Source organism: Sorangium sp. So ce887 (assembly GCF_051521455.1).
Lineage (GTDB): Bacteria > Myxococcota_A > Polyangia > Polyangiales > Polyangiaceae > Sorangium.
Window position 1 is genome coordinate 9787020 of record NZ_CP150354.1, and the last position, 12915, is coordinate 9799934.

General features: G+C 72.8%; 9 protein-coding genes. 7 read left to right on the forward strand and 2 right to left on the reverse strand.

The features are described 5' to 3' along the window. The first annotated feature begins 38 nt into the window (after positions 1-38). Together WMF36_RS36695 and WMF36_RS36700 are read left to right on the forward strand one after the other, a co-directional pair. The gene (locus WMF36_RS36695; protein ID WP_437575470.1) at positions 39-1421 is read left to right on the forward strand and encodes a sigma-54-dependent transcriptional regulator; all 1383 of its coding nucleotides are present in this window, start codon (positions 39-41) and stop codon (positions 1419-1421) included. Positions 1422-1585: 164 nt separating this feature from the next. Continuing rightward, complete coding sequence (locus WMF36_RS36700; protein WP_437575472.1) at positions 1586-2056, forward strand: response regulator; 471 nt, start codon at positions 1586-1588, stop codon at positions 2054-2056. A 62-nt stretch (positions 2057-2118) separates the two neighbouring features. On the opposite strand, the gene WMF36_RS36705 is transcribed toward WMF36_RS36700, so the two are convergent. After that, positions 2119-3144, reverse strand: coding sequence for a Rieske 2Fe-2S domain-containing protein (locus tag WMF36_RS36705; RefSeq protein WP_437575473.1), 1026 nt, complete (start codon positions 3142-3144; stop codon positions 2119-2121). A gap of 77 nt (positions 3145-3221) precedes the next feature. Between WMF36_RS36705 and WMF36_RS36710 the strand changes: the two genes are divergently transcribed. Then, positions 3222-4271: an AraC family transcriptional regulator ligand-binding domain-containing protein gene (locus tag WMF36_RS36710; RefSeq protein ID WP_437575474.1), complete on the forward strand. Its 1050-nt coding sequence runs from the start codon at positions 3222-3224 to the stop codon at positions 4269-4271. A gap of 171 nt (positions 4272-4442) precedes the next feature. Here the strand turns inward: WMF36_RS36710 and WMF36_RS36715 are convergent, their stop codons facing one another. Then, positions 4443-5627 (reverse strand): hypothetical protein, encoded by a 1185-nt coding sequence (locus WMF36_RS36715; RefSeq protein ID WP_437575475.1) that lies wholly within the window; start codon positions 5625-5627, stop codon positions 4443-4445. A gap of 393 nt (positions 5628-6020) precedes the next feature. Between WMF36_RS36715 and WMF36_RS36720 the strand changes: the two genes are divergently transcribed. The 4 genes from WMF36_RS36720 to WMF36_RS36735 all read left to right on the forward strand — a co-directional run bounded on the left by WMF36_RS36720 (position 6021) and on the right by WMF36_RS36735 (position 12625). After that, on the forward strand, positions 6021-6575 hold the full coding sequence (locus tag WMF36_RS36720; protein WP_437582000.1) for a CAP domain-containing protein: 555 nt from the start codon (positions 6021-6023) through the stop codon (positions 6573-6575). Between the two features lie 95 nt (positions 6576-6670). Then, on the forward strand, positions 6671-7855 hold the full coding sequence (locus tag WMF36_RS36725; RefSeq protein ID WP_437575476.1) for an acyl-CoA dehydrogenase family protein: 1185 nt from the start codon (positions 6671-6673) through the stop codon (positions 7853-7855). 182 nt (positions 7856-8037) lie between these two features. Then, a complete protein-coding gene (locus WMF36_RS36730; protein WP_437575477.1) occupies positions 8038-10092 on the forward strand; it encodes a M3 family metallopeptidase in 2055 nt (684 codons plus the stop codon). 646 nt (positions 10093-10738) lie between these two features. Then, the gene (locus WMF36_RS36735; protein WP_437575478.1) at positions 10739-12625 is read left to right on the forward strand and encodes a hypothetical protein; all 1887 of its coding nucleotides are present in this window, start codon (positions 10739-10741) and stop codon (positions 12623-12625) included. Positions 12626-12915: the final 290 nt, after the last annotated feature.

Sequence of the window (12915 nt, forward strand, 5' to 3'; positions counted from 1 at the left end):
CAGGCGCGGCGCTGTACTACGCGATTCATCGAGGAGACATGGGAAGGCGAGCGCTGATCATCGACGACGACGAGGCGATGTGCGCGTGGCTCGCGGCGGACCTCCGCTCGCGGGGCGTCGAGGCGACCACGCGGACCTCACCGGCGGAGGCGCTCTCGCTGATCGAGGAGGATGAGCGCTTCGACGTCCTCCTGACCGACCTGAACATGCGCGGCATGGACGGGATCGCGGTCTGCCGCCGGGCGGCCGAGATCCGGCCGGACCTGCCGGTGGTGGTGATCACCGCCTTCGGCAGCATCGAGACCGCGGTGGAGGCGATCCGCGCGGGCGCGTACGACTACGTGACCAAGCCGGTCGACATCGAGGCGCTGGCGCTGGCGCTGGAGCGGGCGATCGCGCACCACGCCCTCAAGGCCGAGGTGCGGCGGCTGCGCCGCGCAGTGGCCGCGCCCGGGGCGTCGCCGGACCTCGTCGGCCGGAGCGCCGCGATGCGGGGGGTGCAGGACCTGATCGAGCGCATCGCCGACGCGGAGGCGACGGTGCTCATCACGGGCGAGAGCGGGACGGGCAAGGAGGTCGTCGCGCGGGCGCTGCACGAGCGGAGCCGCCGCAAGGGGGGGCCGTTCGTGGCGATCAACTGCACGGCGGTGCCGGAGTCGCTGATCGAGAGCGAGCTCTTCGGGCACGTGCGGGGCGCGTTCACCGACGCGCGCGCGTCGCGCCCGGGGCTGTTCGTGGAGGCGAACGGCGGGACGCTGCTCCTCGACGAGATCGGGGAGCTGCCGCTCTCGGTGCAGCCGAAGCTGCTCCGCGCCCTGCAGGAGCGCCGGGTGCGGCCGGTGGGCGGGAACGCCGAGGTGCCCTTCGACGCGCGCATCGTGGCGGCGACGAACCGCGATCTGGACGCGGCCGTCGAGGAGCGCCGGTTCCGGGAGGACCTGTACTACCGGGTCAACGTGCTCCACGTGGAGCTGCCGCCGGTGCGGGCGCGGGGCAGCGACGTGCTGCTGCTCGCGCAGCGCTTCCTGGAGGACTTCGCCGCGCGCGCGGGCAAGGAGGTGGTGGGCCTGTCGCCGGCGGCGGCCGAGCGGCTGCTCGCGTACTCGTGGCCGGGCAACGTGCGGGAGATCCAGAACTGCATCGAGCGGGCGGTGGCGCTCACGCGATACCAGGAGATCACGGTGGACGATCTGCCGGCGAAGATCCGGGAGCACCGGCCGTCGCACGTCCTCGTGGCGGGGGACGATCCGTCGGAGCTCGTGCCGCTCGAGGAGGTGGAGCGCCGGTACATCCTGCGGGTGCTCGAGGCGGCGGGCGGGAACAAGACGCTGGCGGCGCGGATCCTCGGGCTCGACCGGAAGACGCTGCACCGCAAGCTCGATCGGTGGGAGCCGCCCCTCGTGCCGGCGAAGGGCGGCTGAGGCGCGGAGGAATACCCCGGCGGGGAAGGACGCCCCGCCCCGGGGGCGACCGGCGAGGCCACCTCGGCCACCTCAACCCGGGTCGGTTCGGGCGACCCGGGTCGGTTCGGGCGGCCGCCGGCGGCACGCTGCCTGCAATGAGGAGCGGTCATAAGGAGAACCCGATGATCCCCCAGCAGCTCCGCGAACATGCCTGGTCCCCGAGTGCGACCCCCGAACCCCAGCCGAGCGTCCGCCTCGTCGCCGCGCCCGTCCGCGTGCTCCTGGCGGAGGACGACAGGGAGCTGCGGCTGCTGCTCGCCACCGCCCTCCGCCGCGACGGTTACGAGGTCCTGGAGGCGCGCGACGCCAACCACCTCCTCGAGCTGATGGGCGCCGCGCTGGTCTCCGGCAACGGCGCCCCGGTCGACGTCGTGGTGAGCGACATCCGGATGCCGGGCAGGAGCGGCCTCGAGCTGCTCGCCGGGCTGCGCCGCGACGACTGGGCGACGCCCGTCGTCCTCATCACCGCGTTCGGCGACCCGGAGACCCACGCCGAAGCCTACCGCCTGGGCGCCGACGCGGTGCTCGACAAGCCGCTCGACATCGACGATCTGCGGATCGTCGTCCACACCCTCGCCTCGATCCGCGGCTGACGCGCCGCGCGGCCGCGCGCGCCGCCTCGCGCTCCCGTCGTCCCCACCGGCGCCGCGACGCCTCACCCCGGCTCCACCGGCAGCCGGCGCGGCTCCCCCTCGCGCGGAGCCTTCAGCCGCGCCCGACGCATCTTGTGCCACGCGAGGATCCCCGCATCCGCACGCACGAAGCGGCACGCGTCCAGGTCCGCGTCGCGCGGCTCCGACGACGCGAGCATCCGCTCGTCGCCCGGCTGGATCAGCCGGAACTCCATCAGCATCCCGAGCCTCGCCAGGAGCCGCCCGATCACCGGGATCGGCAGATAGTACCGCCCCACGATCGCCGTCCGCCCCGCGTCGATCGGCGCGCACCCCGCCAGGCCCTCCACCACCTTCCCGAACGACAGGCGCAGCAGGCCCGGGAAGCGCACCTCCAGCTCGAACTTCAACCCCCGGCGGCCATCCCACGGCTCCCCGTCATCGTGGCGGAGCACCCCCACGGCGTGGATGACGTCGCCCTCCACGCGGACGTCATAGGGATCGAGCAGCGCGCCGACGCCGGGCACCCAGGGCCGGTGCGCGAACGGCAGGTGGTGAATGTCGAGCATCCCCTCCATCGCGCGCGCGAACGGCACGTCCCAGTCCATCGACGCCGTGTGGGCGTGCCGCTCGTCGGCCGGCAGCCCCTCGAACCAGGGCACCGGCGGCAGCTCCGCCGGTCGCTCGCCCCAGAAGAGCCACACGAAGCCCCGGTGCTCGCGCACCTCGTAGCGGGTCAGCGCGAGCGCGTCGGCCGCGCCGCGCGCGATCGCTCCGCGCCCCTCGCACGGGATCGCCACGCAGCGCCCGTCCGAGGCGAACCGGAAGCCGTGGTACGGGCACTCGATCGTCCCGTCCACGACCCGCCCCAGGCCGAGGTCCGCGCCGCGGTGCGGGCAGCGCGCCCGCGCCGCGACCAGGGCGCCGCGCTCGTCCCGGAACAGCACGAGGCGCGTCCCGAACCGCTCGACGGTGACCGGCCGCTTGCCCACCCGGGCCGCGTCCGCGATGATGTACCAGGCGCCCTCGACGAACCCGCCGCGCCCTTCCTCGATGCCGTGCCTTCGCATAGTGCTCCTCCGATTGCCCGGAAGCCTGAGGCTCCCTCGGCGAGGGGGCAGTGACCGCGCGCGCCACAAGGGCTGACATGCGGCGCCAGGCCGCCCGGGCGCCGGCGCGCGCGCCGACGATCTGGGCCCGCACCGCCGCGCAGCTCGCGGACCACGCGGCGCAGCGCGGGGTGGATCGCGCCGCGCTGCTCGAGGCCGCGGGGCTCCCGGCCGCGGCGCTCGCCGATCCCGACGCCCGCGTGCCGCTCGCGGCGTTCTACGCGCTCGTCGAGGAGGCGGTCGCGGCCGCCGCCGATCCGCACCTCGGCCTCGATTTCGCGGGGCGCTTCCAGCCGGAGCACTTCGACGCCCTCGGCTTCCTCGCCATGAGCAGCCCCACCCTCGGCGAGGCGTTCCACCGGATGCTCCGCTACCAGCAGCTCTGGAACGAGGGCGAGCGCTATACCCTGGAGCTCCGCGGTCGCTGCGCGCACCTCACCTTCGCGCCGTTCGGGCCCGATCGGCCGGCCCACGGCCAGGTGGCGGAGATGTTCGCGTTCGACGTGCTCGTGAACGCCGGGCGCATGTGCGGCGACCCGATCCAGGCGGTCGCGGTGCGCTTTCGCCACGCGCCCGACGGCGATCCGGAGGAGAAGGCGCGGCGGCTCGGCTCGCCGGTGCTGTTCGGGGCGCCGCAGACCGAGATGGTCATGCCGGTCGAGGCCCTGGACCGGCCGCTGCCGCACGCGAACGAGGCGCTCGCCGCCTTCCTGGAGCGCCAGGTGCGCGTCATCGCGGCGAGCCTGCCCGGCGTGGCGCCGCCCGCGCTGTCCGACCGCGTGCGGGCGCTCCTCGGCGAGCGGCTGCGCGAGGGGGCCGACCTGGGCGCGCTCGCGGCGCGCCTGCGGATGAGCCCGCGCACGCTCCAGCGCCGCCTCGGCGACGAGGGCACGTCGACCCACGCCCTGCTCGACGAGGTCCGGCGCGGCCGCGCGGCGGCGCTCCTGGAGACCGACATGGCGATCGGCGAGGTGGCCTACCTGCTCGGCTACTCGGAGCCGAGCGCGTTCCACCGGGCGTTCCGGCGCTGGACCGGCGTGACGCCGGAGGCGTTCCGCGCCCGCGCCAGGGCCGCTGGGCCGCGGTGACAGGGGCCGAGGAGGAAGCCGAGCGCCGTCGCGAGCCGCCTGGCGCGAGGGCCTGCGCGCAAGGCGCACGAACGGCGACGGCCGAGGCGAGCGCGCGCGGCGCCCGGCCTCGGCCGGCTTCCGGAGGTCATGCCCGCCCGGCCGCGGCCCGCGCCGCCGCCGGGCGCGCGCTCACGGGCTCGCGGGGGCGATTTCCAGCTTGCCCATCACGTTGGCGCTCGCCGTGAGGCTCGCATCGATGTTCTCGACCGCCTGCGTGATCGCGTTGGTGGCCGGGATGATGCACGCCCCCGCCTTCACGCTGCCCGTGGCCTCGATGTTGGGCGCGATCGTGACCACCGCCTCGGCGCTGTCGAGGAGCAGCTGACCACGCGCCTGGGCGGCGACCAGGAGCCGCGGCAGGTTCGTCTTGAGCGTGGCGATCACCGCCTCGGCGTCGGTCCCGCCCTCGATGTTGACCGCGGGCTCCTTGCAGCTCGCCTTCGCGCTCGCGCTCGCCTTGCAGGAGCCGTCGCACTCCGCAGTCCCCTGGCACTCGACCTCCGGTCCCTTGAGCTCGGCGTTGCACTTCGGCGCCTTGAACTCGACGTCGCACGTGCCCGAGCAATCGGCGTTGCACTGCACGTTCACACCGGCATCGAACGAGCACGAGCCGCGGCACTGGCCCGTGCAGGTGCCCTTGCACTCCCCGCGGCAGTCGCCGCCGGCGGTCGTCGCGGCGCAGTCGCCCTCGCACGTGCCCTCGCACGTGCCCTCGCACGTGCCCTCGCAGTTGACGGCCAGGTTGGCCGAGCCCTCGCACGTGCCCTCGCACGAGCCCTCGCAACGCCCCGAGAGCGCGCCGGCCTCGCAGCGCGCGATGATCTCCCCCGGCGTCAGCTGGCACTCGACGTTGGCGCTGCACTTCGCCTCGCAGTTCGCCTGCACGCTCGCGTCGACCGTGCAGCTCGGCGGCTGGAAGGAGATCGACAGATCGGCCGTCGCGTCCCCGAGCGCGTCGATGGCGAGCTCACACCACTGCGTCGCCCGCTCGCTCGGCTTCGTCGCCGTGATCGTCGCCGCGTCCTCGCCGAGATCCAGCGCGATCGCCTGACACGCGCTGGTGACGTCGGCCACGATGGCGCCCGCGGCCCCGGTGAAGTCGGACACGGACTGCATGAAGGCACCATAATCGAGCTCGGCTTGTGCATCGAGCCCCCACTCCACCGCGGCGAGATCGGCGCCCGGCGTGAAATCGCGACAGCAGAGGTCATTCTGCAGCTCCGCGGCCTTGTCACACCCCATGAGCGGAACGAGCGAGAGCCCCGCCAGCACCAGAGGGAATGTCGCGATTCGCCACGTCACACGGATATCCATCAGGAAACTCCTTGGTTCTTTGTCGGGAGCGCGTCCGGTGCCCGATCGCCGCGAGAGGGGCAAACCCCGCATGTGGGCGGCCGCTCACCTTCGTGCTCGGGCGGCAGCCGCCTCCGAAGCAGGGCGACAATAATTCATAAACCGACCCGGCTGACAAGATCCATCCTGCGGAATCGTCGCCGCTCTCGACGTACCCCTAGGGCAAAGCCCGTCAGCGAACCAGCAATGCATGACGAGATCTGTTGATGTGCGTCTCGGCGCGGGTGCAATGCCCGGATGCGGCCGTCCAGGGATGCTCTCGACGCGGCATGACACGGCACGTCGTGGCTTCAACTAGCCATCATCGGATAGCGGTTGCAGAGCTCGGCCGTGCCGTAGGACAATGGCCCCGTGATGACGCTCGGCCCACCGCTCCCCCGGCTCTCGCGGCTCTCTCTCGTGCTCGCCCTGACGGCCGCTTGCGGCGGCTCGTCCGACGACGAGGGCACGGCGAACCAGGCCGCCGGCGAGCCGTCCGCGGTGGCCGGGATGACGGCGGCCCACAACAGGGCGCGCGCCGCGGTCGACCCGCCCGCCGACCTGCCGATCCCCTCGCTCACGTGGTCGCCCGAGATCGCCGCGGCGGCCCAGGCCTATGCCGATGGGTGCGTGTTCGGCCACAGCAAGACCGGCTACGGAGAGAACCTCTACGCCACGAGCGGCTCCGCGACCACGCCGGAGGACGTCGTCGCCGCGTGGGTCGACGAGGCGGCCAACTACGACCTTGCGAGCAACGCCTGCAGCTCCACCTGCGGCCATTATACTCAGGTGGTCTGGGCCGACTCCCTGCGGCTCGGCTGCGGGGTCGCCGATTGCACGGACGGCTCGCCGTTCGGCGGCGGGTCCTGGCAGATCTGGGTGTGCAACTACGATCCTCCCGGGAATTTCAACCAACAGCCCCCCTACTGAGCCGCGCGCGGGCGCCGCGCGCCGTCCTCGTAATCCCACCCGCATCCCACCTCGCGTCCTCCCCGCCCCTCGCCCGCTCTGGTATCGCAGCAGCGATGGACTTCGGATGGACCCCTGCCCAGCGCGCCGTCCACGACCGCATGCGCGCCCTCGGCGCCGAGGCCGACGCCGCGGCCCCGGACGACCGCATGCGCGTCCTCGCCCGGGGAGGCGCCCTCGGCCTGCCGATCGCGCGCGATCTCGGCGGCGAGGGCCTCGACCTCGTCACGACGGCGCTCGCCTACGAGGGCCTCGGCGCGGCGCTGCGCGACGGCGGCGTCCTGCTCGCCGCGGGGGCGCACCTCTTCGGCGTGGCGCTCCTGCTCGCCCGGGTGGGCACGCCCGCGCAGCAGCGCGCCTGGCTGCCGCGGATGGCCACCGGCGACTGCATGGCGACGGTCGCGGCCACCGAGGCCGGCGCCGGCTCGGACGTCGCGTCGGTGCAGGCCACGGCCGACCGCGCCGCCTCCGGCTACCGGCTCACCGGCGAGAAGCGGTACGTGACCTGGGCCGACCGGGCCGACGTGTACTTCGCGATCGCGCGCGACGGCGGCGAGGGCCGCGCCGGGGCGGCGCCGGCGCGCGGCCTCACGGCGCTGCTCGTCCCCCGCGCCGGCGCGGGCGGGGCGGACGCAGAGGGCGCTCGCGCCGGCGCGGCGGGGGCCGACGCGGCGCGCATCCGCCCGGGCGCCCCGCTCGCGACCGCGGGCCTCCGCGGCGCGCGGCTCGCGCCCGTCTCGTTCTCCGGCTGCGAGGTCGGCCCCGACGCGCTCCTCGGCCGCGCCGGCGCCGGCCTCGCCGTCTTTCAGATCGCGATGACCTACGAGCGCGCGCTGATCCTCGCCTTCCGCCTCGGCGCCATGGAGCGCGCCCTCGGCGCGGCCGTCCGCTTTGCCCGGGAGCGCGCGATCGGCGGCCAGGCGATCGCGCGCCACCAGGCCGTCGCGCACCGCCTCGCGCAGATGAAGCTGCGGCTGGAGACCTCGCGGCTGCTCGTCTACCGCGCCGCCTGGGAGCTCGACCAGGGCCAGCGCGGCCAGGCCGAGGCCGCGCTGGCCAAGTGGCACACGGCGGACTCGGCCTTGCAGTTCGCGCTGGACGATCTCCAGCTCCGCGGCGGCGCCGGCTACCTCGAGGAGAGCGGCCTCCCCTCCGCCGTGGACGACGCGCTGGGCGGCAGCATCCATTCGGGGACGTCCGACGTGCTCGCCACGATCGTCGCGCGGTGGCTCGGCGCCTAGCGCCGCCCGCTGGATTCCGGCGCCAGCTGCCGGCCCCCTGCGCCGCGTTCCGGCGGCTTCGCGCGCCCGCCACTAGCCAACCCCCCAGGACGCCTTTACCAAAGGAGGGCTGCGCCGCCCGGCCGAGGGTAGCCGGCGCCGCGCCCCGTCCGTCGGCCCCTCACGCCCAACCAGGAACGATCATGACCGAAGCGACCGACAATCCCCTGCTCTCTCTCGGCTTCGAGATCCCGTTCGATCGCATCCGGAGCGAGCACGTCGAGGCCGCGGTGCGCGCGCTGCTCGCGGACGCCCGCGTCCGGCTCGAGGCCCTCATCGCGGCGCCCGGCCCCCGCACCTACGACAACACCCTCGCCGCGCTCGAGGCCGTCACCGATCGGCTCGATCGCGCCATGAACGTCGTCTCGCACCTCGAATCGACGTCCACCACGCCCGAGCTGCGCGCCGCCTACAACGCCGTCCAGCCGGAGGTCAGCGAGTTCCTGAGCGGCATTGCCTTGAACGAGGGCGTCTACGGGGCGCTCAAGGCGTTCGCGGCCACGCCCGAGGCCGAGGCGCTGACCGGCCCGCGGCGCCGCTTCTTCAGGAAGACCCTCGACGATTTCCGCCGGAGCGGCGCCGAGCTCGACCCTCCCGGCAAGAAGCGCCTGTCCGAGATCGACGTCGAGCTCGCGACGCTCACCCTGCGCTTCTCGCAGAACGTGCTCGACGCGACGAACGCCTTCGAGTTCGTGGTCGAGGACCCTGCCCGCCTCGCCGGCCTGCCGCCGAGCGCGGTCGAGGCCGCCCGCCAGAGCGCGCAGGACAAGGGCGTCAAGGGCTACCGCTTCACGCTCCAGGCGCCGAGCTACATCCCGGTCCTCACGCACCTCGACGACGCCTCGATCCGCGAGCGCTTCTACCGCGCCTTCAACACGCGGGCGACCGAGGGCGACCACGACAACCGCCCGCTCCTCCGCCGCATCCTCGAGCTCCGCCGCGAGAAGGCGGCGCTGCTCGGCTACGCGACCTTCGCCGATCTCGTGCTCGAGGATCGCATGGCCAAGACGGGCGCCGAGGCGCGCCGCTTCGTCGCGACGCTGCGGGAGCGCACCGAGCCCGTCTTCGCCCGCGAGAAGGAGGAGCTCGCCGCCTTCCGCCGCGAGATCGAGGGCCCTGGCGCGCCGCCGCTCTCGCCGTGGGACGTCGCCTACTACGCCGAGAAGCTGCGCCGCGCCCGCTACGACTTCGACGACGAGGCGCTCCGCCCGTATTTCCCCCTGGATCGCGTCGTCTCCGGCCTGTTCGAGGTCGCCCACCGCCTCTACGGCGTGCGCATCACGCCCTGGCAGGACGCCCCCACGTGGCACCCGAGCGTCCGCGCCTACAGGCTCCTCGAGGCGGACGGCGCCCAGAGCGCCGCCTTCTACCTCGACTTCGCCCCGCGCGAGCAGAAGCGCGACGGCGCCTGGATGCACGGGCTCGTCACGGGCGCGCCGAGCGAGGGCGGGGGCGCGGCCGGCGAGGACGCGCGGCACCTCGAGGTCCTGGCGGGCAGCTTCACCCCGCCGGTCGGCGGCCGCCCCGCGCTGCTCAACCACCGCGAGGTCGAGACGCTGTTCCACGAGTTCGGGCACATGATGCACCACGCCTCGAGCCGGGTGCCGATCCGGAGCCTCGCCGGCACCAACGTCGCCTGGGATTTCGTCGAGCTCCCCTCGCAGATCATGGAGAACTGGTGCTGGGAGCGCGAGGCGCTCGACCTCTTCGCGCGCCACCACGAGACGGGCGCGCCGGTCCCGGACGACCTGCTCCAGCGGATGCGCGCCGCCCGCACGTTCCGCGCCGGCGCCACGACGATGCGGCAGCTCGGCTTCGCCGAGATCGACCTCGCGCTCCACATGGACTGGGCCCCCGAGCGCGGCGACGTCGTCGAGTTCGCGCGCGAGGTCCTCGCGCGCTACTCGCCCGTCCCGCTGCCCGAGGGCTACGCCATGATCGCCGGCTTCTCGCACCTCTTCTCGAGCCCGGTGGGCTACGCCGCCGGCTACTACTCCTACAAGTGGGCCGAGGTGCTGGACGCCGACGCCTTCTCCCGCTTCCAGGAGGAGGGCCTGTTCAGCCGGAAGGTGGGCGACGCGTTCCGGAGCCAGATCCTCGCGCTCGGCGACACGCAGGACCCGATGGATCTCTACAGGAGCTTCCGCGGCCGCGAGCCCACCCTCGACGCCCTGCTCCAGCGCAGCGGCCTCGCCTGAGCCCCCTCTGGGCGGCCCCCCCCGGGCCCGCCCAGCCCCCGCGGGCCTCCACGGCCCCTTCACGGGCCTCACGGCCTCCCCCACGGCTTTCCCCACAGCGTAGCCCCAGGACGCGCGCGCCGCGCCGGAGCGGGCGCGCCCTCGCGTCAGGCGCGCCGCCGCCCCCGAGCGCGCTGCCCGAGGCGCGCTTGGAAACTTAACCGGTTCAGTCAAGCCCCCCGCTGTCGTGTCCCATGTCGCAACACCGTGGTTCTCGACCGCTCTCCAGGATGACGGCATCTCGTGATCCGGTCTCCACGGCGGCGGCGTCTCGTGATCCGGTTTGTGAACATCGGTAAAGAACCCTGAATAATTCGTGAAGTCGAAATCGTGCTGTCCGTGATCAAATAGCGTGACCCGGATTGATAAAATAATTCAGCTCGCTATTTAACCCCCCGGTCGACGCCGCCCTGACTGCGGGCCTCCCCATCGGATCGCCGGGTTCGTCCATCAACGAGGGTCGTGATGAAGACCCCGTGCGAGCACACGAGAGCTCGTCGGGCGCGCGGCCCGGGAACGTACGAATCGACGAAGGGCCGCCTGGATCGCTGGCATCCAGGAGGGCAGAGGCGAACGACAGTCGCCAGATTCATCAAGGAGAACAACGATGCGACGTTTGAGCTTCATGATAACGACCTCGTGTGCGCTCGCGCTCGGCGCCTGCCTGCAGGCGCCCGAGGTGGACGAGCAGCGTGTCGATCAGGTGCAGCAGGGGCTCGCGGATCCGGCCTCGGTGCTCGGGTTCGAGAGCGTTGCGGACTGGACCGTCGCCGGCGCCACGAAGAGCGCCAGCGCCGATCCCTCGGAGGGCGCCTCTGCGCTCGCGCTCAGGAACTTCGCCTTCACGGAGCTCCGCTCCGTGCCGCTCACGACCGTATCCGGCGTGACCTCGACGCTGGCCTTCGACCTGAAGCCGCCGGAGCCGCCCGCCTTCGGCAATGCGCAGCTCACCGTGAATATCCCGTCTCGCGGCGTCCACAGCGTCTTGCTGGGCCAGGTGAGCCTCGACGAGCTCGCCGCCGGCACGTACAGCACGCTCTCGTTCGACGTGCCGCCGAACGTCGTCAGCGCCCTGCAGCAGACCTACAGCGATCTGACGTTCAAGATCGTCCTCAACGTCCCGTACTCGACCGCCGATTACCTTGTCGATCACCTGCGGTTCGTGGGTGGGACCCCGCCGGGCGGCGATTCCACGGTCGAGCTGCGCGTCTCGGGCGTGGATGACCGGCTCGTCGTCTCGGTGAACGGCCTCCAGCGCAGGGTGTTCCACCTCGGCGAGGCGAGCGTCGGTCAGCGCATCGACGTGAGCGACTGGTTCGGGAGCGGCGCCAACGATCTGCGCGTTCAGCTCCTCAACACCGGCGGGCCGACGACCGGCGGCGTCGAGCTCTGGGTGGACGATCAGCCTGTCGTGAGCGAGGTGTGCCCTGCGGCCGTGTGCAACGGCCTGGATGCCCGGACGGGCATCGTGTGGGATCGGACGTTCTCGATCGCGACCCCGGACCGGCCTGCGTTCCAGCCCGTGACGGTGACGGGGAACAGCGGCGTGCCTGGCCAGGTGTACGTGAACGACGTCTTCACCGGGCGGGTCACGCCCACCACGCTGTCGTTGCCGCCGGGCGACTACACCATCGGCGTCGGCTCCGGCAGCAAGCTGCCGCCGGTCGATTACACAGGCTCGTTCTTCGAGCAGCAGGTGACCGTCGATGCGTCGCCCGTGGCCGTCGACATCACGACGACCCCGCAGCTGCCTTTCCAGGAGGAGACGCGCATCGCGATCCTGCCCATCCGGAACAGCATCAACCACGTCGCGTCGCTGAATGGACCGGACCCGTCGAACACGGGAGTGCTCGCCGAAGGCGACATCACGGCGCTGGAGGCGCAGGCCTGGGCGACCAACGATCGCTGGTTCCAGCCGCTGTCCTACGGCCTCGCGAGGTGGACCATCACGGTGCTGCCCACCATCGAGGACGTGCCGATCATCGAGCAGAACCACGACGGGTGGGACACCACGCGCTTCATCGCGGAGGCGGGGACCGGCTCCCTGGCGAGCCAGTACGACATGGTCGTGTACTTCTTCTCGCAGCACCGGGCCGACGGCACCCCGGTCGAGCGCGTGAGCAACATCGCGTGGGCGTTCGACGGCACGAACATCGGGTTCTCGACAAGCTTCACCGGCGTGGGCCCGGACCTCCTGAACGCCGCGTTCCTCCACGAGGTGCTGCACAACTACGAGTCCTACAACCAGAACCAGCTGCACCTCTACAACGGCATCGAGGGCCTGCACGGCGCCGAGCAGCACGGCTATTACGGCGGCTCGGGCGGCGAGGAGGACTTCGTGCACTTCTATCGCCACTTCATGCGCGGTCAGGTCGCCGAGCTCGGCGCCATGCGGTCCAACCTGGACTGGCCTGCGATCGGGGAGGTCGCGGCGAGCTCGGACCTCTACCTCGGCGTCTTCCCGGTCCTGCGCCGCGGCTTCCGCGTGCCGTGACGTAGCGCGGCCCCCCGGTCGGCCTCCGCAGGCCCGAGGGACCGCGCTCTTCGCGCGCCCCGCCCCCATCGACCTCCGTAGGCCCGAGGAGACCGTGTTCTTCGCGCGGCGCGGGGAGGGCCGATGTCTGAGCCCCAATTGACAAAGCTCCTCCGGCGAAGCCGGAGGAGCTTTGTCTCAGGCGAGTCCGGCGGGGCCCCCGCGCCGCGCGAAGAACACGGTCTCCTCGGGCCGGGCGTTCCTGGACTGCCTCTCAGCGGAGGAGCCGCCGCTCATTCACCGGCCGCCCC

Excerpts from the sequence above, each read along its gene's own strand:
- WMF36_RS36730 (WP_437575477.1), top strand. The coding sequence starts at position 8,038 with ATGACCGAAGCGACCGACAATCCCCTGCTCTCTCTCGGCTTCGAGATC.
- WMF36_RS36720 (WP_437582000.1), top strand. The coding sequence starts at position 6,021 with ATGACGCTCGGCCCACCGCTCCCCCGGCTCTCGCGGCTCTCTCTCGTG.
- WMF36_RS36715 (WP_437575475.1), bottom strand. The coding sequence starts at position 5,627 with ATGGATATCCGTGTGACGTGGCGAATCGCGACATTCCCTCTGGTGCTG.
- WMF36_RS36695 (WP_437575470.1), top strand. The coding sequence starts at position 39 with ATGGGAAGGCGAGCGCTGATCATCGACGACGACGAGGCGATGTGCGCG.
- WMF36_RS36705 (WP_437575473.1), bottom strand. The coding sequence starts at position 3,144 with ATGCGAAGGCACGGCATCGAGGAAGGGCGCGGCGGGTTCGTCGAGGGC.
- WMF36_RS36700 (WP_437575472.1), top strand. The coding sequence starts at position 1,586 with ATGATCCCCCAGCAGCTCCGCGAACATGCCTGGTCCCCGAGTGCGACC.
- WMF36_RS36735 (WP_437575478.1), top strand. The coding sequence starts at position 10,739 with ATGCGACGTTTGAGCTTCATGATAACGACCTCGTGTGCGCTCGCGCTC.
- WMF36_RS36725 (WP_437575476.1), top strand. The coding sequence starts at position 6,671 with ATGGACTTCGGATGGACCCCTGCCCAGCGCGCCGTCCACGACCGCATG.
- WMF36_RS36710 (WP_437575474.1), top strand. The coding sequence starts at position 3,222 with ATGCGGCGCCAGGCCGCCCGGGCGCCGGCGCGCGCGCCGACGATCTGG.